Here is a 23,046-nt window from a genome sequence, read left to right on the forward strand (position 1 = left end):
GGAGGCCGACGACGGTGACACCGAGGGTGCCGGCGAGGCGGCGGACGGCCGGTCCTCGGGACCGGCCCCGTGCCGGTCGGTGCCGCCCGTGGCGAGTGCTGAGTACCCGCCACCCCCGATGAGTACGGCGGTCACGAGGGCGGTGGCGATGGTCGCGGTGCGCTTCATGTCGAGCCTCCCCGGCCGGACGGCTGCCCGGCCTGTGTGTTGTCTGTGCCCTGCTGTTTGATGACGTCAATGTGCCTGGGGGAAGCTGAAGGGCACCTGAAGCCACCTGAAGATCCCTTCAGGTTCCGTCTGGGAGGCTGGGGACATGCGCCTGTTGATCGTGGAGGACGAGAAGCGGCTCGCGCTCTCGCTGGCGAAGGGCCTGCGGGCCGAGGGCTTCGCCGTGGACGTCGTCCACGACGGGAACGAGGGCCTGCGGCTGGCTGCCGAGGGCGTCCACGATCTGGTGGTGCTCGACATCATGCTGCCGGGCCTCAACGGCTACCGCGTCTGCGCGGCCCTGCGCGCGGCGGGCCACGACGTGCCGATCCTGATGCTCACGGCCAAGGACGGCGAGTACGACGAGGCGGAGGGCCTGGACACCGGCGCCGACGACTACCTGACGAAACCGTTCTCCTATGTCGTGCTGGTGGCACGGGTGAAGGCGCTGCTGCGCCGCCGCGGCTCCGCCGGCGCGTCGCCGGTCCTGCGCGTCGGCAGTCTCGTCGTCGACACGGCGGCCCGCCGCGTCTGCCGGGACGAGACGGAAGTGACGCTCACCGCGAAGGAGTTCGCCGTGCTGGAACAGCTCGCGACCCGGGCCGGACAGGTGGTCGGCAAGCCCGAGATCCTGGAGCACGTCTGGGACTTCGCCTACGACGGCGACCCGAACATAGTCGAGGTGTACGTCAGCACGCTGCGCCGCAAGCTCGGCACCGACACCATCCAGACCGTGCGCGGCGCCGGCTACCGGATGGCGGCCTCGTGAAGCGGCGGCTGTTCGGTTCCGTGAAGGCCACGATGGTGCTGTGGGCCACCGCCGTGATGACGGTCGCACTGGTGGCCGCCGGGATCGCGGTGCTGATGTCGCTCCACATGAACCTCACCGAGCAGGCGCAGAGCGAGGCCAACGACACGGCCCGCAGGATCGCCCTCGGGGTCGCCACCTGGCGCGGGGGTGACGCCCGGCTGACGCTGCCGGAGGGTGCGCGGGAGGGAATCCCGGTGCAGGTGACGGACGAGAGCGGCCGGCTGCTGGCCGTCGGCGGCGGGCTGGAGAGCATCAGCGGCACCGGCGTGACGGCCGTACGCGTGCCGCCGGCCGCCCCCTCCCCCACGGCTTCCTCCCCATCGCCCTCCCCCTCCGCTCCCCCGACGCCGACCCCGGCCGCGGCCACCCTGCCGGGCGCCGGGGCGGCCGACGACCACGGCGGCCGCCGCGGCCGGGACAAGGATCGCGGCAGCGACGGCGACAGCGGCTCGGACGACAGCAGTTCGGGCAGCCACGGCTCGGACGACCACGGTACGGACGACCACGGCGCCGACGCCGTCCCGACGGCCCAGGCGAACGACCCGGCCATCGGGACCATCGGCGACACCGTCCAGGAGGGCTCCGGGCGCGCGGTGGTCGACGGGCGCAGCGCTCCGTACCGGTTCGCCACCGTCAAGGCCACGGATCTCGGCGGCCGGACGGTGCTCGTCCACGCCGGCGCCTCACTGGCGGCCCGCGAGAGCGCCGTTCGCAGCGCCGCGGTGGCGATGCTGGCGGGACTGCCGCTGGTGCTGCTGGTCGTCGGCGGCGTGACCTGGCTGGTGACCCGGCGCGCGCTGGCCCCCGTGGAGGGCATCCGGCAGGAGATGGCGGCGATCACCGCCTCCGAGGACCTCTCCCGGCGCGTACCGGAACCCGCCTCGCACGACGAGGTGGCCCGGCTGGCCCGCACCACCAACGAGACGCTCACCGCGCTGGAGGCCGCCGTCGACCGGCAGCGCCGCTTCGTCGCCGACGCCTCCCACGAACTGCGCAGCCCCATCGCGTCGCTGCGCACGCAGCTCGAAGTCGGCTCGGCGCACCCGCAGTTGCTGGACGTGCCCGGCGCGGTCAAGGACACCGAGCGGTTGCAGCACCTCGCGGCCGATCTGCTGCTGCTCGCCCGGCTCGACGCCGGTGAGCGGCCGGGGCAGGGCCGGGCCGACCTGGGCGAGCTGGTCCGCGAGGAGCTGGGGCGCCGCCCCGCCGACCGCATCCCGGTCTCCCTCCACGTCGACGGGGAAGGCCGGGTGACGGGCTCGCGCGGTCAGTTGGCCCGGGTGATCGGCAACCTCCTGGACAACGCCCAGCGGCACGCGCGCACCGAGGTCGTCGTGCGCGTGACGGCCCGGGACGACCGGATCGTCCTCACGGTCGCGGACGACGGCGGCGGCGTACCGGCCGCCGAACGCGAGCGGATCTTCGAGCGGTTCGTACGACTGGACGACGCGCGCGCCCGCGACGACGGCGGCGCGGGCCTGGGCCTGGCCATCGCCCGCGACGTGGCACGCCGCCACGGCGGCACCCTCACCGCGACCGAGTCACCCTCCGGCGGCGCACTCTTCGAACTGACCCTGCCCACGGCCTCCACCCCCGCGCACACGACTGCACAGCACGCCCAGGACTCCTGACCCGGCCGACGTCCGGCACGGCGCAGCGCGACCGTGGTCGGCCTCCTCACGCGTCACAGACCGGCAGCGGTGAGGATGCCGTGCATCCGGGCCGACGGCAGGGCGGAGTTGGCGGCGGCGTCGTCGACGACCTCGGGGTCCGGGTCCGACAGCAGCCGCTCCAGCAGGGCGTCCGTCACATTGGGGTGCCGGGCCACGCCGCGGCGCAGGAGGGACTCGGCAGCCTCGGCGAGTCGCCGAAGGGCCGCCACGGGCAGTTCCGGGTTCTGCAGGGCGACGTACCGTACCTCCGGGCTCGGCTCGTCGACGAACGTGCGCAGCGCGTGACGGGGGAAGTTGGGATGGTCGACGAGGAGCGGCCGGACATGGAAGACGTCGCCGTGGGCGCGGACCAGCCGTTCCAGCACCTCCGGCGGTGTGTCAGGCCGCCGGGCGGCGGCCCGGCGGACCCTGAGTTCCGGGTCGGCGTCCAGCCGCCGCCATGCCTCTTCCGGCAGATCACGACAGGTGGCCAGGACATACCGAAAGATCGTGAACGGCGAGTCCAGATAGGCGATCCGCTCGTCCAGGGGCGCTTCGCGCAGCCACTGCGGCTCGGAGGAGTGCCAGTGCAGAGCGACTTCGGCCTTGATGCTGCCCGCCGCGCGTTGGGCTTCCACGAGCGCGTACAGGCGGTGCCGCGTCGCGTCGTCGACGTGACGGCTCTGCGCCATCTCGACCCGCACCTGTGGGTCCTCGACGTCCAGGAACCGGGCGACCATCTCCGCCGTCAGATGCGGGTTTCCGGCTACGGCCTGATGGACCCGCTCGTCCTCGCACCGCATGAGCTGTGCGAACTGGTCCGAGGTGAGCGGGACGTAGCTCGCCACGTTGGCGCGCACGGCCGGGTCGGCGAGGCACCGGTCCCGCCATTCCGGCGGGACACCCGGCTGCCGGTGAAAGGTGGCGGCCGCGCGCACCGCGGGGTCCGGGTCGGCCAGCAGTCTCACCTGCACGGCGAGAGGCCGGTCGTACCAGGCCTGCGCGACGGCGGCGCGCAGCTTCGCGTTCGGCGCGTCGACGAGGGCTGTACGTGCTCGGCCGTACCCCTCCTCCAGCGCAGCGATGGGGAGCCCCGCCCCGCAGTCCACCGTTTCGCGGACGAAGTTCGCGAACGCGTCACGGATCGCCGGAACGGGATGCTCGGCGATTCTTCGACGTATCGCCGGGGAGATCCGGTCCCCGTGCAGTCGCACGGCGGTGCTGTCGTCGCCGTGCGCCAGCATGGCCTCGGCGATGGCGTCCGCCAGCCGACCGCGACGGAGTGACAGCCCGTGCCGGCCGGCCTTGTGCGCCGCCAGGCGGACCAGGACGTCCTCAGGGGCTGCCGGATTGCGTCCCAGGCCGGACAGTTGCGGGTGATGAAGGCTCGTCATGCGCCTATCGTGCCCGTCGCGGCGGCGTCCGCGCCGGTCCGTTCAGACGGTCGGACCTCCCTCGTCCCTCGCGGTGTTCACAGTTCGCCCCTGAGGACGGTCTGGATGATCGGGGGCCGGTTCCAGAGGGCCAGGATCTCGTTGGCCAGGGCCACGATCGGCTGGGGGTCCCGGTCGCCGCGCACGATGACGGCTGCGGCCGACAGGGTTCGCGGGACGGCTCCCGCGTCGAGGAGGACCCGCCAGTCGTCCGGGCCGAGTTCGAGGAACTCCAGTTCCGTGAGGCCGGCGATCTCCAGAGGGTCGGCGAGCGTGCCGGGGTAGGCGCTGAGGGTCCGCAGCCGGGGCAGTCCGACGACCGGGACGAGGCTGAGCGGCGGATCGTCCCACACTCCGATGGACAGGACCTCCAGGCCCGGGTGGGCGGCGGCCTCGATGCTGGGCAGGCGGCGGATGTTGACGTGCGCCACCGGCGACGGCCGCTCTCCGCGCGAGCTCCTGCTGCGTCGGCCGCGCCGGTTCGTCACCAGGTCGGTCAACGAGTCCGCGACGAGGGAGGCGCCGATGTTCTCCTCGTGGCTGAGGAAGACGACCTGTCTCAGGTGTCCGGCCGGGCCGGGGGTGAGGTCGACGGCCAGCCGGTCGCCACCGCCGTTGTCCCCGAAGGCGATCCAGCCGGGTGAGCCGACCACGCCCTGCACCGCGGCGTCGGGCGCGGTGTCGACCGCTTCCATCGCCGCGAACTCCCATCGGCACGGGCGGGACTCCGCGTCGGCGATGTAGAGGTCGTCCAGCCCGAAGAGCTCACAGCCGACCGCCGTCCAGTAGCGTGTCGCGACCTCGTAGTCGTCGCCCCAGTCCTCCCAACGGGACCGCGTCACCCGGTAGATCGACTTGAGCTCCTCGGGCAGCGGCACGCCGAGACGTGACTCCGCGGCGGCGATCTCCGCCTCCGTGGCGCCGATGGCGTCGGGCAGCCGCTCACGGAGCGTCCGCTCCAGCAGTACCGGGTCCGCCGAGGGGGCAGGCACCGCCCCGGGCGCCGGATCGGGCAGGACGCGCCACGGCTGCGGGAGTGCGCCCTCGACCAGGCGGAGCGCCCCCGGGTGCGGGGTGCCGATCCCGGGATCCACGGCGGGGCTCAGCGCGAGCAGCCGGAGCTCGGTCCTGCCGCTCGGCGATATGTCCGCCGTGAACGCGATCTCCTCGACACCGGTGTCCGCGAGCGCCGACCGCACCCGCTCCGCCGCGGCGCGACCGGACTCCGGCATCCGTCCTCGCAGCGGCAGACTCCAGCCGTCCCTGCCGATGCTTCCCGCCACGGGGCCGGTGCGGGCGGCCTGCCCGTCGGCGTGGTTGTCCCGGAGCAGCCGCAGCACGGGGGCCCAGGTCGCGAAGTCGTTCAGCGAGTGCGCCGGAATGTCTCGATCAACCATGCGCACACCGTACGGGGAGGCACTGACATCGAAAGCGGCTGCCGGATCGACATCCCGGCCCTGCCGCAACCTGGGCCTGAACTGCGGTGTCACAGAAGCCTGTTGAGACAATTGACAGGGACCCGCCACGTCGGTTCACTGCCAGGAAGGCAGGTACGGACCAGGATCGGCCCCCGCCCGGCTCGTCGAGGGCCGTCGGCCACGCCCGCCGAGCGCTATCCCCCAGCGTGGAATCGAGGCGAGTTCCGGTGTCCTTGCGCAGCGCCGACATCGTTGTCGGATCACGGTTCCTCACCTTCCTGGTGGCGGCCGTCCTCGCGTGTGCCGCGCTCGTCCCGGCGACCACGCCCGCGGCCGCCGCCACCCAGGTGTGCGTCCTGGCCTGCGACACACTGGACCCCTCGCTGGCCCGCCAGGAGAGCTTCCCGGTGCCGGACAAGAACCTCAACGGCCGCCGCCTGGAACTGCACGTCTCCGACGCGGACGACATGGCGTGGGCCAGCATCGACGACGGCGTGACCGGCGACTCGGTCTGGCTGGACCGCTCCTGGGACGGCGGCGCCACCTGGGAAGGGCTGCTCGGCAAGGCCTCGATACCGGGGACCTGGACCGGCACCAGAACCCTGATGTACAACATCACCGACCCGCGCGGCCACCGCCGCGGACTGGTCCGGGCCTGCGGCGACGCCGCCGCCGTCGGCTGCACCGACTGGGTCTGGCCCACCGTCTGCGACGCGCTCTGCGACCGTACCGACGCCGCCCGGGCGGCGGGCGACGACCAGCCGGTGCCGTCCACCACGCTCTACGGCCGCACCATCCGGCTGCACTTCGACCAGAAGAACGCCATGTCCTGGGCGAGCATCGAATCAGGGGCCGGCGGCGACGAGATCTGGCTGGACCGTTCCTGGGACGGCGGATCGACCTGGCCGGACGGCTCCTCGCTCGGCCGCACCGCCGTCCCGGGCGGCGCGACCGGCACCCGTACGGTCATGTACGCCACCCGCGACCCGCGCGGCCTCCTGTACGGCGGTGCGGTCCGCGCCTGCGGCCGTGCGGCCGGGCACCAGGAGGGCAGCTGCACCACGTGGGCCAGGCCCGCGCCGTCCAGGCCCCGCGCCGCCGCCGACGCGCTGATGTCCGCGTACGACCCCTACAACGGCTGGTGGCCGAGCAGTTGGTGGAACTCCGCCGCCACCCTCACCGCCCTCGTCGACTTCGCCAGGACCACCGGCACCCACGACTACGACTGGGCCGTGGCGCGCACCTACGCGCAGAACAAGGGCGTCTTCGCCGCCGGCGTGCGCAGTTCGGACGCGATCGAGGGCCACTTCATCAGCCGTTCCGTCGACGACTCGGCCTGGTGGGCCATCGCCTGGATCGACGCGTACGACTACACCGGCGACTCCCACTACCTCGACGAGGCCGTCACCATCACGGGCTACGTCCAGCAGTACTGGGACCCCGGCACGTGCGGCGGCGGTGTGTGGTGGGACCGGGAACGCACCTACAAGAACGCGGTGACGAACGGCCAGTACCTCTGGCTGACCACCGCGCTGCACCAGCGCCTGCCCGGCGACACGGTATGGCTGCAGCGGGCCAGGACCGCCGCCGCCTGGTACCGGTCCAGCGGGCTGATCGGCTCCTCGGGGCTGGTGAACGACGGACTGACCGTGTCCTGCGCCAACAACGGGGGCACCGTGTGGAGTTACAACCAGGGACTGGCCATCGGCGCGTTCACCGAGCTGTGGCGGACGACCGGGGACGATTCGCTGCTGACCACCGCGCGGACCCTGGCCGACGCCGCTTTGAGCAGCCCGGCGCTGACCCGCGACGGGGTGCTGACCGAGTCCTGCGACCTCGGCACGGCGTCCTGCGACGACAACCAGAAGCAGTTCAAGGGCGTCTTCATGCGCAATTTCGCCGACCTCGCGCGGGTCACCGGCTCCGCCGCCTACCGGAGTTACGTCCAGAGGCAGGCGGACACGCTGTGGGCCCAGGACCGCAGTGCCCTCAACGCACTCGGTGAACGCTGGGCCGGCGCTCCCCCCGACCAGACCGACTGGCGTACCCAGGCCGGCGCTCTCGCGGCACTCACCGCCGCGGCGGGCTGACGGCCGGTCCAGGCGGCGGCGCCCACGCGCGCACCTCGGGGCAGCACGGCGCCGACGGCCGCCCCGCACGGTGCGGGACGGCCGTCGGCGGCAGTGGGTCAGACGTTGCGCCGGTACTGGCCGCCGACCTCGAAGAAGGCCTCGGTGACCTGCTGGAGCGAGCACACGCGGGCGGCGTCCATGAGGACCTCGAACACGTTGCGCCCGCTGGTGGCCGCCTCCTTGAGCGCGGCTATAACGGCCTGCGCCGGGTCGTGGTGCCGGTCCTGGAAGTCGACGACGCGCTCCAGCTGGGACTGCTTCTCCGCCTCCGTGGCCCTGGCGAGTTCGACCGTGGTGGCGCTCTCGTCGGCGGCGCGCGGGTTGCGGAAGGTGTTGACGCCGATGACGGGCAGCGTGCCGTCGTGCTTGCGCTGCTCGTAGAGCATGGACTCGTCCTGGATGCGGCCGCGCTGGTAGCCGGTCTCCATCGCGCCGAGCACGCCGCCGCGTTCGCTGATCCGCTCGAACTCGGCGAGGACCGCCGCCTCGACCAGGTCCGTGAGCTCGTCGATGACGAACGAGCCCTGGAGCGGGTTCTCGTTCATGGCGAGCCCCCACTCCCGGTTGATGATGAGCTGGATGGCCAGCGCGCGCCGGACCGAGTCCTCGGACGGGGTGGTCACCGCCTCGTCGTAGGCGTTGGTGTGCAGGCTGTTGCAGTTGTCGTAGATGGCGATGAGCGCCTGGAGCGTGGTGCGGATGTCGTTGAAGTCCATCTCCTGGGCGTGCAGTGAGCGGCCCGAGGTCTGGACGTGGTACTTGAGCTTCTGGCTGCGCTCGTTCGCGCCGTAGCGCTCGCGCATCGCGACCGCCCAGATCCGGCGTGCCACCCGGCCCAGGACCGAGTACTCCGGGTCCATGCCGTTGGAGAAGAAGAAGGACAGGTTGGGGGCGAAGTCGTCGATGTCCATGCCCCGGGCCAGGTAGGACTCGACGTAGGTGAAGCCGTTGGCCAGGGTGAAGGCCAGCTGGCTGATGGGGTTCGCCCCGGCCTCGGCGATGTGGTAGCCGGAGATGGACACCGAGTAGAAGTTGCGCACCTGGTTCTGGATGAACCACTCCTGGATGTCGGCCATCATCCGCAGGCTGAACTCGGTGGAGAACAGACAGGTGTTCTGGCCCTGGTCCTCCTTGAGGATGTCCGCCTGGACGGTGCCGCGCACGGTCGCCAGGGTGCGCGCCCTGACCTCGGACGCCTCCTGCTCGGACGGCTCGCGGCCCTGCTCGGCCCGGAACGCGTCCAGTTGCTGGTCGATCGCGGTGTTGAGGAAGAAGGCCAGGATGGTCGGGGCCGGACCGTTGATGGTCATGGACACCGAGGTGGTGGGCGCGACCAGGTCGAATCCCGCGTAGAGGGCCTTCATGTCCTCCAGGGTGGCCACCGACACCCCGGAGGTGCCGACCTTGCCGTAGACGTCGGGCCGCTCGCCCGGGTCCCGGCCGTACAGCGTCACCGAGTCGAAGGCGGTGGACAGCCGGGTCGCCCGGCTGTCCTTGGAGAGGTAGTGGAAGCGCCGGTTGGTGCGCTGCGGGTCGCCCTCGCCCGCGAACATCCGGGCCGGGTCCTCGCCCTCGCGCTTGAACGGGAAGACACCGGCGGTGAACGGGAAGTACCCGGGCAGGTTCTCCCGGCGCAGGAAGCCCAGCAGGTCCCCGGCGTCGGAGTAGCGCGGCAGCGCCACCCGGCGGACCCGGCTCCCGGACAGCGACTCGCGGGTCAGCTCGGTGCGCAGCTCGCGGCCGCGCACGCTGACCACCAGTTCGTCGCCGGAGTATGCCTCCTTGGTCGCCGGCCACTGCTCCAGCAGCGTCCGCGCCTGGGGCGCCAGGCCGTGCCGGGCCTGCTCCAGCAGCCCCTGCACGTCCGCCACCGGCAGCCCGGCCTCGCCCAACTGCGCGCACACCGAGTCGAGTTGCTGGACGCGACGCGCCTGCTCCGCCCAGCTCTGCGTCTCGGCGTGATAGCGGCGCACGGTCTCGGCCGTCTCGGCCAGGTAGCGCACACGGCTCGCCGGTACGATCTGCGCCGCGCCGCTGGAGTGACGTACCGTCACCGCGGGCAGCGCGCCGTCGGCCGTCGCGAGGCCGCGGTCGGCCAGCAGGTCCCGGAGCCGCTGGTAGAGGGCGGTCACACCGTCGTCGTTGAACGTGGCGGCGCTGGTGCCGAAGACCGGCATGTCCTCGGGGCGGGACCCGAACGCCTCGCGGTTGCGCACCAGTTGACGGCCGACGTCACGCAGGGCGTCGGCCGCGCCGCGCCGCTCGAACTTGTTGATGGCGACCACGTCGGCGAAGTCCAGCATGTCGATCTTCTCGAGCTGGGAGGCGGCACCGAACTCGGGCGTCATGACGTACAGCGAGACGTCGACGTACGGAACGATCGCCGCGTCGCCCTGTCCGATGCCCGGCGTCTCCACGATCACCAGGTCGTACCCGGCCGCCTTGCACGCGCCGATGACGTCCGACAGCGCCTCCGGGACCTCGCGGACACCGCGGGTGGCCAGGGACCGGAAGTAGATCCGGTCGCCGTCCAGGCTGTTCATCCGGATCCGGTCGCCCAGCAGGGCGCCGCCGCCGCGCCGGCGGGTCGGGTCCACCGCCAGCACCGCCACCCGGAGCCGGTCGTGCTGGTCGGTGCGCAGCCTGCGGACCAGTTCGTCGGTCAGCGAGGACTTGCCCGAGCCGCCGGTACCGGTGATGCCCAGGACCGGCACGCTGCGCGCCGCCGCGGCCTCGCGCAGCACCGCCAGGTCCGCCTCCGGAACGTATCCGGCCTCCAGGCCGCTGATCAGGCGGGCCAGCGCGTGGCGGTCACCGGCCAGCACGGCGGACAGCTCGCTCGGCGCCTGGCGCCACAGCGCGGTGTCGCACTCCTCGATGATCGAGTTGATCATCCCGGTGAGTCCGAGGCGCTGTCCGTCCTCCGGGGAGAAGATCCGGACGCCGGACCGGGCGAGCCGGGCGATCTCCTCGGGGACGATGACGCCTCCGCCGCCGCCGAACACCCGCACATGGCCCGCGCCCGCCTCGCCCAGGCGCTTCACCAGATACTCGAAGTACTCGATGTGGCCGCCCTGGTAGGAGGAGACGGCCACGCCGTGCGCGTCCTCCTCCAGAGCCGCGTCCACCACGTCCTGCACGGACCGGTTGTGCCCCAGGTGGATCACCTCGGCACCCTGGGCCTGGAGGATCCGCCGCATGATGTTGATGGCCGCGTCATGGCCGTCGAACAGCGCCGACGCGGTGACGAAGCGGACAGGGTGCTTGGCCCGGTACAGCTCGGGCCGGACCGGCTCGGCCATGGACATATGCCCTCCTGAGGAAACTGCAACGCCTGGGTGCGGCGTCCCGGGACCGCGCGGGCACACGGACACACGAGTAGGCCAAGAATCACCGTACGTATAACTACTAGGACTTCCAAGTAAATGCCCATCGCGGTCCGCGGGCAAGGGTGGCCAGGCCCCTGTGACCCACATCACCACAGAAGGGGCACCGCCTCGGCGAACGGCAGGCAGCGGGCAGACGGAAGCAGGCCCTCCCGCACCGCGCTGGTCAGGTACACGGTTCGGCAGGGCCTGGATCACCAAGCTAGCGGTGCCGGGCCCGCCATCGCCCCGGACACGCCCGGACGGCCGTCGGCCGATGGACGTCACACGCCCGGCGGCGCCCGGCGCGACCCCGCGTCAGGCGGTCTCGCCCAGGACGGTGTCGAGACGGGTCAGGACGTGAGGCCAGCCCTTGCCCATCCCCTCGTACGCCTGCCGGCCCATCGGGGAGTCGAGGTCGAAGCCCGCATGGGTGAGGACCAGCCGGGTGCCCTCGCCCTCCGGCCGCAGCTCCCAGGTGACGGTGGTGTCGAGCACGCCTTCGGCGAACCGGTAGGCCAGCAGCCGCTGCTCGTCCACTTCGGTCACCTCGCAGGGCTGGAGACCGAAGTTGCCCATGTCGAGGGTGAAGCGATGCCCGACGACGGGCTTGACGTCACCGGCCGCCCACCAGCGGGCGTGCAGCTCGGGGTCGGTCAGGGCCCGCCATACCTTCGCCGGGGGGTGGGGCAGGAACTTCTCGCAGGTGATCGTGTCGTTCTCGGTCATGTGTCGTCTTCCTCGTCCAGAAGATCGGCGAGCGCCTCCAGGCGCTGCTGCCAATAGAGTTCAAACGGGTGCAGCCACTCGCCCACCTCGGCCAGCCGGTCCGCCTGGAGGTGGTAGAAGCGGTGCCGGCCGCGCGGCTCCTCACGCACCAGCCCTGCGCCACGCAGCACCGCGAGGTGCTCGGAGACCGCGGGCCTTCCGAGCTCGAACATCCCGGCCAGCTCACTGGCGGAGCACGGCCCTTCACGCAGCCTTTCGAGCAGCCTGCGGCGCACCGGATTGGCCAGGACGGCGAACACGTCGGTCGGCATGCCACAACGTTACGTCGGAAATCTCCGACGCGTCAAAGCCGACCTCGGCAGCGTGCCCCGTACGGCGGCAAGCGCCGTGGGGCGCGGGACGAGGGCGCACACCCACAGCCGGGCGCCGGGGCCCGGACGGCGACGCAGGCCGTTAGCCCATCCGCCGCACTGCGGGCGAACCCGCGCCGCGTCCGACCGCGCTCCGGCGACCTGCGTAAACGGATCAACGAGCGCCGCTGCTTCGCCTGTCCGGGCGACGCGCGCGCCGACAGCTGCTGTTGCGGGGCTGACGGCGTGTCGATTTCCTCGTCCGTAGAGCCCCACAGGGGCGCCGCACAGTCAGGCCGACCCTTGCGTTTCTGGAGGATTCTCATGCGACACAACCCCGTTGGCATCGGTATCGGCCTGCTCCTCGGTGTCCTGGCGCTGACGAGCCCGGCCTTCGCCGACTCGGGCAACTCCCATCTCCGCATCGACCCGGGCGACGCCTCCCCGGGTTCCACCGTCACCGTCACCGCCACGGGCTGCGCGCCGGGCGAGACCTTCGCCAAGGGCGAGTCGTCGGCGGCCGGACCGTTCCAGCTCTTCGAGGGCGACCGCGCGGGCGAACTCACCGGCGAGTTCACGATCCCCGACGGGCAGGACCTCGGCGCCGACACCGTCACCGTGAAGTGCCCGCCACGGACCATGATCACGGATACGTACGAGATCGGCGGCGAGGAGCCGAACGGCGCCGTCGCGGCCGGCTTCGGAGACGTCCAGGACACCCGTGCGCAGCTGGCCATGGGCGGTGCGCTGATCGCGACGGCCGGCGCCGGGTACGTGGTCAGGATGCGCCGCCGTACGCACGGCGCCCGCGCCTGACCGCCCCGCTCCCGCCGCATCGCCCCGGCACCGCATCCCGAGGACCGCGGGAATGAACCCCATCCAGTCGCAGTCGGAACACCGAACGGGGGCGGGACCCCGGCGCAGGACCTGCGCTCGCCCGCGCCCGTTCGTCCCCCCGGCCAAGTATCTGGCCCTGGCGTTGGTCACAGGCAGTGTGCTGGTCTTCGGCGCCCTGAACAACGGGCAGCAACCGCCGGAGCCGTCCCCCGCGCAGGCCTTCGCCCCGCCCGAGGCAGGCGGCGCCGCCTCGCCGGCAGCCCCCGCCGTGCCGCCGCTGCCCCGCGCGCAGCCCGTCCGGATCCGCGTCCCCGCGATCCATGTGGACGCCCCCATGACCAAGCTGCACCTCGACAAGTCCGGGACGCTGCGGCCGCCGCCGGCCGACAACCCCCGCCTCGTCGGCTGGTACAGCGAGGGCACGGCACCGGGTTCGCAGGGCACGGCCCTGACCGTGGGTCATGTGGACATGCCCGGCGGTAACCTCGGCGTCTTCTACGAGCTCGGCTCCCTCACCAAGGGCGAGACGATCGAGATCAGCCGTAGTGACCACCGCACGGCCGTCTTCACCGTCGACGCCGTCGAGGTCTACGACAAGGACAGATTCCCCCGCAAGAAGGTCTACGGCCGCTCCGGGCGCCCCGAACTGCGCCTGATCACCTGCGCCGGATACGTCAGGGGCGCCGGGTACCAGCGCAACGTCGTGGTCTACGCGACGCTCACCGGGGCGAAACAGCCGGGCTGAGCCGCCCGGGCCGCACGGCGGGCCGCCGGATATTCCTGTGCCGTGCGGCCGCCGGAGGTGCAGACTCCCACCATGGCGGAGATGGTGGCGTTCCGGAACGCGGTCGGCGGCTGGGCGACCGGCGGCCCCGGCGGTCCGGCGACCGATCTGGCGGTGCGCCTGGGGATACGGACGGCGGTGCTGCTGGAGGGGGCGAGCGATCTCGCGGCCGTGGAGGCACTGGCCGCCCGGCGCGGTCGTGACCTGGCCTCCGAGGGGGTGTGCGCCGTGCCGATGGGTGGCGCGATGAACGTCGGCCGCTATGCGGCTCTCCTCGGGCCGCCCGGCCTCGGCCTGCGGCTGACCGGACTGTGCGACGTGGGCGAGCAGCGCTTCTACCAGCGCGGCCTGGAGCGGGCGGGGGCACCGCACGCGGCCTTCTTCGTGTGCGTGAGCGACCTGGAGGACGAGCTGATCCGCGCGCTGGGCACAGCGCGGGTCGAGGAGATCGTCCGCGCCGAGGGCGACCTGCGGGCCTGGCAGACCTTCCGGCACCAGCCCGCGCACCACGGACGGCCCCCGCACGGTCAGTTGCGGCGTTTCCTCGGCACGAAGAAGGGGCGCAAGATCCGCTACGGCCGCCTGCTGGTCGAGGCGCTCGCCCCCGGACAGGTACCGGCCCCGCTCGACGACCTCCTCGCGAGCCTGTGACCCGTTGACCGCTGCGGGCCGTCCAGACGCGGCCGGCCGTATGCACACAACGCACGAGCCGACCGGTCCCGGTTCCGGTCCCGATCTCGATCCCGGTCTCCGACGACGCCGTCCGACACCTCGCCAAGCGTCGGCGTACGGCCGGCGGAGCCGCACACCGGCGGTCCACGACCCCGGGTAGTGGTTCAGACCTGTTCCATGTGCCGCGCATTCAGACCGGCGTCGCCGAATGCTTGCCGCCACCGCGCACGATCAACGCCGACGAAGGAGCGTATCGAGCGCAAGGAGATCGCAGTGAGCAAGCCCACCGACGCAGGACCAGGGCGCCGTACGATGCTGCGGGCGGCGGTCGCCGTCCCCGCGGTCGGGGCCGCCACATCGCTGCTCGGCACCGAGGCGGCCGGCGCGACGGCATCCGCACCCGCGTCCCGCGAGCACCGCTTCGACGAGGAGAGTCCCCGCTTCGCCCTGGCGGTGCTGCCCGACACCCAGTACCTCTTCGACGCCGACAGCGCCGACCCGCAGCCCCTGAGGGCGACGTTCCACTATCTGGCGTCCGAGCGCGCCGAGGCCAACATAGCGTTCATGACCCACCTCGGGGACGTCACCGAACACGGCACCAAGCAGGAGATCGACCTCGCCGCCGACACCTTCCGGACCATCCACGGGAAGGTGCCCTACAGCGTGCTGGCGGGCAACCACGACATCTCGTCCGGTACGGACGACCAGCGCGGCGACACCGCCTATCTGCAGGCCTTCGGTCCCCGCCGGTTCGCGGGCATGCCGACCTTCGGCGGTGCCTCCCCCGACGGCTACAACAGCTACCACGTCCTTCGGGCGGCGGGCCGCGACTGGCTGGTCCTGGCCCTCGACTGGCGCGCCTCGGACAAGGGGCTGGCGTGGGCGCAGGGTGTCCTGGACAAGCACCCCACCCTGCCCGCCGTCCTGACCACGCACGACATCGCCTGGGCCGAGGACGACGGCCAGGCACACCTGTCCGACAACGGACAACGGCTGTGGGACAGGATCATCCGCGGCAACGACCAGATCTTCCTCGCGCTGGGCGGCCACTACTGGCCTCCGGGGCGCACGGTGCTCACCAACGACGCCGGCCGGGACGTGCACGTCCACATCACCAACTACCAGGACCGCTACTACGGTGGCGGCGGCATGATCCGGCTCTACGGCTTCGACACGGTGCGCAACGTCGTCGACGTGCAGACGTTCTCTCCCTGGTTCCTCGGCAAGGCACCGCAGGACCGGACGCCGCTGGAGCAGGAGACCATCGAACTGACCGGCCCGGTGGACCGGTTCACCCTCGACATCGACTTCGCGAGCCGCTTCGCGGGCTTCGCGCCGGTCACCCCGCCGAAGCCCCGTCCCGCGCAGCGCGTCATGCCCCGCGGGACGGTCGCCTACTGGCGCTTCGACCCCGACGGCCTGCCCGCCGCCGGCCGTCCCGGTGCGACGCTGCCCGCGGGGACCGTGGCCCGTGACCTCACCGGCAACGGCAACGACCTGGCGGTGAGCCTGCTGCACGACAGCGCGGCCGACGTACTGACCTGGTCCGCCGACCATCACACCCAGCAGCCCGCCCACGCCAGCCTGCGCTTCGGCGGCGGGAAGAACCCCGACCGCGGCGCGATCCTCAGCACCAGAGCCGGCGCACCGCTCAACAGCCTGAAGTTCCGCGCGGGATTCACGATCGAGACCTTCGTCAAGCTCCCCGACCCGTTCGAGGGCGACCACGCCTGGATGGGCATCCTCAGCTGGGAGGGCCGCAACGGGGACGCGGGCAAGACCACCGGCTGGTCCACCGAGGAGCCGACGTGCAGCCTCGACGTCACACCGGAACGGTTCCTCCAGTTCGTGCTCTACCCGGACGTCCAGGACGCCGACCCGACCACGTGGAGCCACGCCATCCCCGTCGGGCGGTGGACCCATATCGCCGTGGTGAACGACGGCCGCCGCACCGTCATGTACGTGGACGGCTCCAGGATCGCCCGTAACCCGTCCCAGCCGGCCACGGGCATCGAGACGCTGGGCAAGCCCTTCGTCATCGGCGGCACCCAGTTCGCCGAGGCGTTCGGCCAGGGCTTCTACGGCTGGATCGGGGACACCCGCATCATCGACCGCGCCCTCGCCCCGGCCGACTTCATGCTGTCCGGCAAGTAGTACGGCGTCCGGGGACCGGATGCCCGGGAAAGGCGTGACGGACGCGTCCGTCGCGACCGGGCACCCGGTCCCTCTCCCCCGCCGCCCCCGTGCGGCATGATGCCCGGATGGACTACGAGCCGTACCGGGGCGAGTTGCTGACGTTCTGCTATCGCATGCTCGGTTCGTTCCACGAGGCCGAGGACCTGGTGCAGGAGACCCTGCTGCGCGCCTGGAAGGCCCGCGACCGGTACGACCCGGCACGTGCCTCGGCCCGGACGTGGCTGTACCGGATCGCCACCAACGTGTGCCTGACCGCACTGGAGGGACGCGGGCGGCGCCCGCTGCCGTCCGGGCTGGGTGCACCGAGCGACGATCCGGGGGCACCACTGACACCGGCGCCCGACGTGCCCTGGCTGGAGCCGTTCCCCGACCCACGGTTCGACGTGGACGTACGGGCCGACCTGCGGCTCGCCTGGGTGGCGGCCGTGCAGTGCCTGCCCGCGCGCCAGCGCGCCGTGCTCGTGCTGCGCGAGGTGCTGGAGTTCTCGGCCGCCGAGGTCGCCGGGCAGCTGGGGACCACGGTCGCGGCGGTCAACAGCGCGCTGCAGCGCGCCCGCGCCACCCTCGCCGACGCGGCCGACCCCGGCAGGCTGCCCGAGCCCGGCGACGGCCCGGCACGCGCGGCGGTCCGGAAGTACATGCAGGCCTTCGAGGCGGCCGACGTGCCCGCGCTGGTGCGGCTGCTGGCCGACGACGTGGTCCTGGAGATGCCGCCGGTCGCGCTGTGGTACCGCGGCAGCCGGGCGTACGGCCTGTTCATGGACCGCGTGTTCCGGATGCGCGGACCGGGCTGGCGCACGCGGGAACTCACCGCCAACGGACAGCCCGCGCTCGCCGCGTACGCACCGCGGCCCGGCGGCGGTCACCTGCTGCACACGATCCAGGTCTTCACCGTCATCGGCGGGCGCGTCGCGCACAACGTCGTGTTCGCCGATCCGCGTGTCCTCGCCGCCTTCGGCCTGCCGTCCGGGATCTCCGCCGACACGTCCCGCCGGGAGCGATGAGTCGGGGCGGTGCCGCCGGTATGTACCGGTGAGCACTCAACCGAAGGGAACCTCGCCATGAGCGTCGTCGTCATCGAGTTCATCACCCTGGACGGGATCGTCTCCGACCCGGACGGGTCGGCCGGCACACCGCTGGGCGGCTGGGCCTTCCGGCACGGTCCGGAAGCGGTCGCCGGGGACAAGTTCCGGCTCGGGAGCACCCTGGACGACGGGGTCCTGCTGCTCGGACGCAGGACCTGGCAGCTGTTCTCCCGGCTGTGGCCGAACCGCGACGACCCGTTCTCCCGGCGCATGAACGCCGTACCGAAGCTGGTCGCCACCCGCACCCTGACCGACGTGTCGGCCTGGGCCGGCTCACACATTCTCACCGGCGACCTCCTGGACGCAGTCAAGCGCGAGCGGCGCGACGTGGTCGTCACCGGCAGCCTGGGCGTCGTAAGGCAGCTGATGGCCGAGAACCTCGTCGACGAGTACCGGCTGCTGACCTTCCCGACCGTCATGGGAACCGGCCACCGCCTGTTCCCGGAGGGGACCCCGCACACGGAACTGCGGTGCCTGGCCGCGGAGCAGATCGGCGCCGCCGTCCTCACCCGTCATCGGAGGCCTTCTCGGTGACGGCCCCCGCGAGGTCGTCGTCGTGACCTCGCAGGACGGGGCCCGCGTGAAAATCGGATCGTACGACGACCGTCGCCGGATATCCTGCCTCGTCCTCACCAGGCCAGAAAGGTCCCCCCGTCATGAGCAGCCCCGCGTCACCCTTTCCCACCCGGATCGAGCTCACCGGAGAGGGTCTCGTCCTGCGCGACTGGACGGAGGCGGACGTGGCCGCGATGCCCGCTCTGTTCGACCACCCGGACATCGCGTACTGGACGCCGCTCGTCTCCCCCTTCGACGAAGCCGCGGCTCGCGCACGGCTGGACCGGGACCGGCGGATGCGGGCGGAGGGCTCGGTCATGCTGCTCGCCATCACGCTCGACGGCGGCGCGCCGCTCGGCGAGGTGATGCTGCGGCGCGCCCCGGAGGGCACGGAGATCGGCTACGCGGTCGGCCCGGCCCACCGGGGCCAGGGGCTGGCCGCGCGAGCAGTACGGGTGATGGCCGCGTACGCCTTCGAAGAGCTGGGCGCGCAGCAGGTGATCCTGGAGGTGGAGGCGGAGAACACCGCCAGTGTCGCCGTGGCCACGAGAACGGGCTTCGGACTGCTCGACGTGCCGTTGATCAAGGGGGAGGAGAAGGGGCGGCCCTTCGCCCTCCAGACGTGGGGTCTGAACCGCCCCTGACCTGGTGCCGCGGCACTACTCCCACGTCCCCTCGTCCGGCCTGTCGCGGCCCGGCCCGGGGGCGCTGTGCGCGATCCGGGCCAGGTCGCGGGTCAGCGACTCCAGCCACGACACGGTGGCGTAGTAGAGCCTCGGCGCGCCCGGCGGCTCCGCGGCGAACGCGGGGGAAGCCAGGTCGATGAACGGCAGGGGTGCCGTCGGGGTGTCACCGCCGGGGTCCAACGCCGCCGAGACCTGGAGCATCCGACCGGCCACCCGGTCGCCCAGGCCGTCGAGCGACCCGGCCGCCGCCGCGCCGAGCCGGGGGTGCGCCACCTGTGACAGCCGCTCGGACCCCCACAGCGTGTGGTGCCCGGCCATCAGCGTCGCCTGCCAGTCGACCTCGGGCATCGCCACCGCGCGCCGCCCGCCGCCGAACGGTGTCGGCTCGCTCTGGAACTGCGCGTAGGCGGACTCCGCGAGGACGACCGCGTGCCGCAGCGAACCGTGGCAGGGCGCCCCCGGCGGGGCCCCGGCGGCCCCGCCCTGCGCCACCGAGGCACTGGTCGCCACCACGATCTCCGCCGCCCTGCGCAGGAGACTCGCCGCCGCGAACCGCAGCTCGTCGTGGGCCCCGCGGGGCCAGGCGAGCAGACCGAAGACCGCGCCGATCGCGCTGCCCACCAGGACGTCCAGCACCCGGACCTCCGCCAGCTGCCATGTCGCCGGTGCCAGCTGGGCGAAGATCAGGGCCACGAGCACGGTGAACAGGCCCTGGGCCCAGCCGATCCCTTTGACCGGCCCCACGGTGAAGCCGAACAGCATCCACACCGGCAGCACCACGACGTACACCACCGTGTCGGTTCCGGCCAGGGTGAGCAGGGCCGCGGCCACCAGCGCCCCGGCGAGGGTGCCGGCGAGGGCCCGGCGGATGGTGTGCCAGGTCTCGTCCAGGGTGGTCCGGGTGAGGGTGAGCGTCGCCAGCATGGCCCAGAAGCCGTGGGGCAGGGTGTCGACGCCGGCCACGAACCGGGCCGCGGTCAGGGCCAGGGCAATGCGCCAGGAGTTCTGGAAGAGCACCGACCGGCGTCCGGCGTGGCCGTGCAGCCGGTGCCACCACAGCAGCGGGGGCCAGGTCCCGGCGTACCAGAAGCGCCCCGGCGCCACCTTCACCGAGGCCCGGCGCCCGTGTGCCGCGAGATCGGCGGCCGTGCCCATGGCCAGCGCGGCGTCGGCGACCTCCAGCACGGCGGCATGCCGGCGCAGTACGGCGGGCGGGAAGGCCGGCCCGGGACCGGCCCCGTCGGCAGGCCCGCAGCCGCCCCCAGCGGCATCCGCACCGCAGGCCGCGCCACCGGCACCAGCACCAGCACCAGCACCGGCACCGGCACCAGCACCGGCACCGGCACCGGCACCAGCAGCGTCATCGGCGGGGCCCGCGGACGAGGCCGAGAGCCGGGCGCGGGCCGCGGCCAGTTCCTCGTACGCCGTCACGGGCGACGGTCCCGCGCGCAGGCAGCCCGCGCTCTGCGTGGCCAGCCGCGCCACCACGCTCAGCACGGCCGAGTCCTCGGGTCCCGGGACGCCGCCCGGCGCGGCGGGCAACTGCGCCAGCCGGTTGAGCAGCGCACGGGTCGCCAGACCGGTGTGGGCGAGGGCGCGGTCGTGCAGGCCCGGCCCGGCCGGGCGTTCCGCCTCCGGCACCGTCCCGGCCCGCAGGGCCTGGCCGGCCTCACCGGCCGCCCGGACATCCGCAGCAGTCAGGGTGTACGGCGCAGCCGCCACACGTGCCGCCCAGCGCGCGGCGGTGTCGGCCGCCGGGGCGGCCCGCTCCCGGTACGGCGGCGGGGTGGGGCCGGGCAGGATCAGCGCCTCGGCGACGGCGAACAGGACCAGTCCCGTCGTCGTCCCGATCAGCCGATCGCCGAGTGATCCGGGGTCGTACGGGGGGAAGGACGGCAGGATGTAGAGCAGTTGCAGGCCCGGTGCCGCACCGGCCGGGCGCGGTCCGCCCACGGCGGCGAACGCCAGTGCGAAGCCGACCACCAGCATGCCGACGACGGCACTCCAGGTCCGTACCGAGAGGCAGGTGCCGATGATCACCAGCAGCCAGCACACGGGCAGCAGGGCCACGACCACCGCGGCCCGCTGCCGCCCGGTACCGGGGATCCTGGCGAGTCCGCCCAGCGCCACGACGGAGAACAGGGCGTAGGTGGCCGCGACGGGACGGTCGAGGCCGTAGCGGAAGAAGTAGAAGCCGGCCGCGACGACGAGCGTCAGGCGTATCGCCCGGCGGCCCGAGGCGGCATAGGCCGCCGGGCGCCGCCCGGCACGGGCACCACACACCCCTACAGGATCACGCACCCCCGGCCGCCCGGCACCTCCCGCCGCGAGCGTGCACGCGTCCGGGCCACCCCCGACGTACCCACGACCGCCGCCGGCCCGGCCACAGGTACCGATACCGGCCCGGCCCGAGCGCACGGACCGATGAGTTCACGGCGCCGACGGGGTCTGCCTCTGCACACCACCCACAGCGCGCACGACCAGTGAGGAATCATGGAGACCAGCGCACAAACCCACGCATTGCCGCCCGTCGTCGACGCCGACACCTGGCAGCACGAACTCGATTCGCTGCGTGCCCGGGAGAAGGCCGCGACCCGGGAACTGGACGCGATCGCCGCCCAGCGTCGTCGGCTGCCCATGGTACGGATGCCCGACTACACCCTGGACGGCGCGGACGGGCCGGTACGGCTGGCCGACGTGTTCGACGGCAGGAGCCAGCTGATCGTCTACAACCACATGTGGTTCGCCGACAAGCAGTGGCAGTGCCCGGGCTGTACGGGGTTCACCGCACAGTTCACCCGGCTGGAGTTCCTGGACGCCTACGACGCCCGCTTCGTCATCGTGACCCAGGGTCCGATCGAGGAGGCGCTCGCCTACAAGCGGCGGGTCGGGAACCGGATGCCCTGGTACTCCACCGCGAACAGCACGTTCGGCACCGACGTGGGCGCACCGCCCGCAGGAGGCTTCGCCGTCAACGTGTTCCTGCGCGACGGCGACACCGTCTACCGCACCTGGCACACCGACGGCCGTGGCACCGAGCAGCTCAGCCACACCTTCGCGCTCATCGACCTGCTGCCCTACGGACGGCAGGAGGAGTGGCAGGACTCGCCCGACGGCTGGCCGCAGTCACCCACCTACAGCCGGTGGGCCGGTTCGCAGGACATCGCCGCGCTCTACGGACCTGACACCGCGTAGGCCCGGCCTGCCGGCAACGGTGTGCGGCTCGCCGGCACAGCCGGGAGCCGCACACCTCATCTGTCACCCCTGACGGGGATCAGCCGCAGGTCCGAGGGTCACCAGCCCCAGCCGCCGCCGTAACCGCCGTAGCCGCCATAGCCGCCGTAACCGCCGTAACCGCCATAGCCGCCGTAGCCGCCGTAACCGCCGTAACCGCCGTAACCGCCGTAGCCATGGCCCCAGCCGCCACGCCAGCCGCCGCCCCAGCCGCCGTATCCGTAGTCGTTGTCCCAGCCCCAGCCACCGTGGTGGCTGCTGTAGCTGGAGACCTGCGTCGGGCTCTGCGTCGGGCTCGCCGAAGCGGTGCCTGCCGCGCCTACCGCCGCGCCACCAGCCATGAGCAGACCGGCAACGGACATCACGAGGACGCGCCTCACGCGTTGTGATCGCATGGGAAAATACCTCTCATCGTCTCTCGCGCCCCCGCCAGGGAAGACGCAAGGTGGATGGCCGCCGCACATGGCAGAGGATTGCAGCGGTCTCTTGGCTAACCACGCCGTGTCCTATGGCACGCCCCAACCTGCGACACTCCCAGGCCTGGACCCGGGATGCCGCGTACGGACACTGCGGCCGGCTCCGCTGTGACGGCGAAGCCTCCTCGACGGGCGTACCGCGCGTCGCGGCTTTCACTTAGAAAGCCTAATGCCATTTGACCTGAATCGTCACCTTGGGCGACGAATGAATAATTAACCCGTTTTCGACCGATACGTCCGCTTCGCTTGAGTGACGGAGTGCCGGAGCGACGGAGTGCCGGGAACGCACAGGGCCCGTCCCGCACCGAGTGCGGGACGGGCCCTGTGATCGAGCGCCGGGCAGGCCTTGCACCTGCATTTCCCCGCAGGAAGCGGGGCGTCTTTCCTTGGACCACCAACGCGACAGATAGGAAGAGCGGCGGGT

18 protein-coding genes are annotated in these 23,046 nt (G+C 72.4%); 11 read left to right on the top strand and 7 right to left on the bottom strand.

Features of this window, described 5'->3' with window-relative positions; genetic code table 11:
* The first annotated feature begins 313 nt into the window (after positions 1-313).
* Both ABT085_RS23315 and ABT085_RS23320 read left to right on the top strand, forming a co-directional pair.
* On the top strand, positions 314-976 hold the full coding sequence (locus ABT085_RS23315; protein WP_351611092.1) for a response regulator transcription factor: 663 nt from the start codon (positions 314-316) through the stop codon (positions 974-976).
* Positions 973-2,649, top strand: a complete 1,677-nt coding sequence (locus ABT085_RS23320; protein WP_502982784.1) for a sensor histidine kinase — start codon at positions 973-975, stop codon at positions 2,647-2,649. The genes ABT085_RS23315 and ABT085_RS23320 overlap by 4 nt, the downstream gene beginning before the upstream one ends.
* 53 nt (positions 2,650-2,702) lie before the next feature.
* On the opposite strand, the gene ABT085_RS23325 is transcribed toward ABT085_RS23320, so the two are convergent.
* Both ABT085_RS23325 and ABT085_RS23330 read right to left on the bottom strand, forming a co-directional pair.
* On the bottom strand, positions 2,703-4,064 hold the full coding sequence (locus ABT085_RS23325; protein ID WP_351611095.1) for a hypothetical protein: 1,362 nt from the start codon (positions 4,062-4,064) through the stop codon (positions 2,703-2,705).
* A gap of 77 nt (positions 4,065-4,141) precedes the next feature.
* Positions 4,142-5,500: an SMI1/KNR4 family protein gene (locus ABT085_RS23330; protein ID WP_351611097.1), complete on the bottom strand. Its 1,359-nt coding sequence runs from the start codon at positions 5,498-5,500 to the stop codon at positions 4,142-4,144.
* 248 nt (positions 5,501-5,748) lie between these two features.
* On the opposite strand from ABT085_RS23330, the gene ABT085_RS23335 reads away from it, so the two are divergent.
* Complete coding sequence (locus ABT085_RS23335; protein ID WP_351611099.1) at positions 5,749-7,611, top strand: glycoside hydrolase family 76 protein; 1,863 nt, start codon at positions 5,749-5,751, stop codon at positions 7,609-7,611.
* 98 nt (positions 7,612-7,709) lie between these two features.
* On the opposite strand, the gene icmF is transcribed toward ABT085_RS23335, so the two are convergent.
* From icmF to ABT085_RS23350, 3 genes are all read right to left on the bottom strand, one after another.
* Positions 7,710-10,955 carry a fused isobutyryl-CoA mutase/GTPase IcmF gene (gene icmF, locus ABT085_RS23340; RefSeq protein WP_351611102.1) on the bottom strand — a complete coding sequence of 1,082 codons (3,246 nt, stop codon included), beginning with the start codon at positions 10,953-10,955 and terminating at the stop codon, positions 7,710-7,712.
* A gap of 381 nt (positions 10,956-11,336) precedes the next feature.
* Positions 11,337-11,747 carry an SRPBCC family protein gene (locus tag ABT085_RS23345; RefSeq protein ID WP_351611105.1) on the bottom strand — a complete coding sequence of 137 codons (411 nt, stop codon included), beginning with the start codon at positions 11,745-11,747 and terminating at the stop codon, positions 11,337-11,339.
* Positions 11,744-12,058, bottom strand: coding sequence for an ArsR/SmtB family transcription factor (locus tag ABT085_RS23350; protein ID WP_351611108.1), 315 nt, complete (start codon positions 12,056-12,058; stop codon positions 11,744-11,746). The genes ABT085_RS23345 and ABT085_RS23350 overlap by 4 nt, the downstream gene beginning before the upstream one ends.
* 363 nt (positions 12,059-12,421) lie before the next feature.
* Here ABT085_RS23350 and ABT085_RS23355 point away from each other — a divergent pair, with 363 nt between their 5' ends.
* The 7 genes from ABT085_RS23355 to ABT085_RS23385 all read left to right on the top strand — a co-directional run bounded on the left by ABT085_RS23355 (position 12,422) and on the right by ABT085_RS23385 (position 18,870).
* Positions 12,422-12,913: a sortase gene (locus tag ABT085_RS23355; RefSeq protein ID WP_351611111.1), complete on the top strand. Its 492-nt coding sequence runs from the start codon at positions 12,422-12,424 to the stop codon at positions 12,911-12,913.
* Between the two features lie 52 nt (positions 12,914-12,965).
* Positions 12,966-13,679 carry a class F sortase gene (locus tag ABT085_RS23360; protein WP_351611114.1) on the top strand — a complete coding sequence of 238 codons (714 nt, stop codon included), beginning with the start codon at positions 12,966-12,968 and terminating at the stop codon, positions 13,677-13,679.
* Positions 13,680-13,751: 72 nt separating this feature from the next.
* Positions 13,752-14,369: a TOPRIM nucleotidyl transferase/hydrolase domain-containing protein gene (locus ABT085_RS23365; RefSeq protein WP_351611116.1), complete on the top strand. Its 618-nt coding sequence runs from the start codon at positions 13,752-13,754 to the stop codon at positions 14,367-14,369.
* A gap of 333 nt (positions 14,370-14,702) precedes the next feature.
* Complete coding sequence (locus ABT085_RS23370; protein WP_351611140.1) at positions 14,703-16,544, top strand: LamG-like jellyroll fold domain-containing protein; 1,842 nt, start codon at positions 14,703-14,705, stop codon at positions 16,542-16,544.
* Between the two features lie 107 nt (positions 16,545-16,651).
* Positions 16,652-17,590: a sigma-70 family RNA polymerase sigma factor gene (locus ABT085_RS23375; protein ID WP_502982785.1), complete on the top strand. Its 939-nt coding sequence runs from the start codon at positions 16,652-16,654 to the stop codon at positions 17,588-17,590.
* Positions 17,591-17,647: 57 nt separating this feature from the next.
* Positions 17,648-18,205: a dihydrofolate reductase family protein gene (locus ABT085_RS23380; protein WP_351611122.1), complete on the top strand. Its 558-nt coding sequence runs from the start codon at positions 17,648-17,650 to the stop codon at positions 18,203-18,205.
* Between the two features lie 122 nt (positions 18,206-18,327).
* Entirely contained in the window at positions 18,328-18,870 is a 543-nt protein-coding gene (locus tag ABT085_RS23385) for a GNAT family N-acetyltransferase (RefSeq protein ID WP_351611125.1), read from the top strand.
* Between the two features lie 15 nt (positions 18,871-18,885).
* Here ABT085_RS23385 and ABT085_RS23390 read toward each other — a convergent pair whose 3' ends face one another.
* Positions 18,886-21,195, bottom strand: coding sequence for an FUSC family protein (locus ABT085_RS23390; protein WP_351611128.1), 2,310 nt, complete (start codon positions 21,193-21,195; stop codon positions 18,886-18,888).
* Positions 21,196-21,405: 210 nt separating this feature from the next.
* On the opposite strand from ABT085_RS23390, the gene ABT085_RS23395 reads away from it, so the two are divergent.
* Positions 21,406-22,107: a DUF899 domain-containing protein gene (locus ABT085_RS23395; protein WP_351611130.1), complete on the top strand. Its 702-nt coding sequence runs from the start codon at positions 21,406-21,408 to the stop codon at positions 22,105-22,107.
* Positions 22,108-22,205: 98 nt separating this feature from the next.
* Here the strand turns inward: ABT085_RS23395 and ABT085_RS23400 are convergent, their stop codons facing one another.
* Complete coding sequence (locus ABT085_RS23400; protein WP_351611133.1) at positions 22,206-22,526, bottom strand: hypothetical protein; 321 nt, start codon at positions 22,524-22,526, stop codon at positions 22,206-22,208.
* Positions 22,527-23,046 lie beyond the last annotated feature (520 nt).

It is taken from the genome of Streptomyces sp. NPDC002265, from assembly GCF_040296125.1.
Classification (GTDB): Bacteria; Actinomycetota; Actinomycetes; order Streptomycetales; family Streptomycetaceae; genus Streptomyces.

Excerpts from the sequence above, each read along its gene's own strand:
- ABT085_RS23355 (WP_351611111.1), top strand. The coding sequence starts at position 12,422 with ATGCGACACAACCCCGTTGGCATCGGTATCGGCCTGCTCCTCGGTGTC.
- ABT085_RS23325 (WP_351611095.1), bottom strand. The coding sequence starts at position 4,064 with ATGACGAGCCTTCATCACCCGCAACTGTCCGGCCTGGGACGCAATCCG.
- ABT085_RS23345 (WP_351611105.1), bottom strand. The coding sequence starts at position 11,747 with ATGACCGAGAACGACACGATCACCTGCGAGAAGTTCCTGCCCCACCCC.
- ABT085_RS23330 (WP_351611097.1), bottom strand. The coding sequence starts at position 5,500 with ATGGTTGATCGAGACATTCCGGCGCACTCGCTGAACGACTTCGCGACC.
- ABT085_RS23350 (WP_351611108.1), bottom strand. The coding sequence starts at position 12,058 with ATGCCGACCGACGTGTTCGCCGTCCTGGCCAATCCGGTGCGCCGCAGG.
- ABT085_RS23375 (WP_502982785.1), top strand. The coding sequence starts at position 16,652 with ATGGACTACGAGCCGTACCGGGGCGAGTTGCTGACGTTCTGCTATCGC.
- ABT085_RS23395 (WP_351611130.1), top strand. The coding sequence starts at position 21,406 with ATGGAGACCAGCGCACAAACCCACGCATTGCCGCCCGTCGTCGACGCC.
- ABT085_RS23380 (WP_351611122.1), top strand. The coding sequence starts at position 17,648 with ATGAGCGTCGTCGTCATCGAGTTCATCACCCTGGACGGGATCGTCTCC.
- ABT085_RS23370 (WP_351611140.1), top strand. The coding sequence starts at position 14,703 with ATGCTGCGGGCGGCGGTCGCCGTCCCCGCGGTCGGGGCCGCCACATCG.
- ABT085_RS23365 (WP_351611116.1), top strand. The coding sequence starts at position 13,752 with ATGGCGGAGATGGTGGCGTTCCGGAACGCGGTCGGCGGCTGGGCGACC.
- ABT085_RS23360 (WP_351611114.1), top strand. The coding sequence starts at position 12,966 with ATGAACCCCATCCAGTCGCAGTCGGAACACCGAACGGGGGCGGGACCC.
- ABT085_RS23385 (WP_351611125.1), top strand. The coding sequence starts at position 18,328 with ATGAGCAGCCCCGCGTCACCCTTTCCCACCCGGATCGAGCTCACCGGA.
- ABT085_RS23315 (WP_351611092.1), top strand. The coding sequence starts at position 314 with ATGCGCCTGTTGATCGTGGAGGACGAGAAGCGGCTCGCGCTCTCGCTG.
- icmF (WP_351611102.1), bottom strand. The coding sequence starts at position 10,955 with ATGGCCGAGCCGGTCCGGCCCGAGCTGTACCGGGCCAAGCACCCTGTC.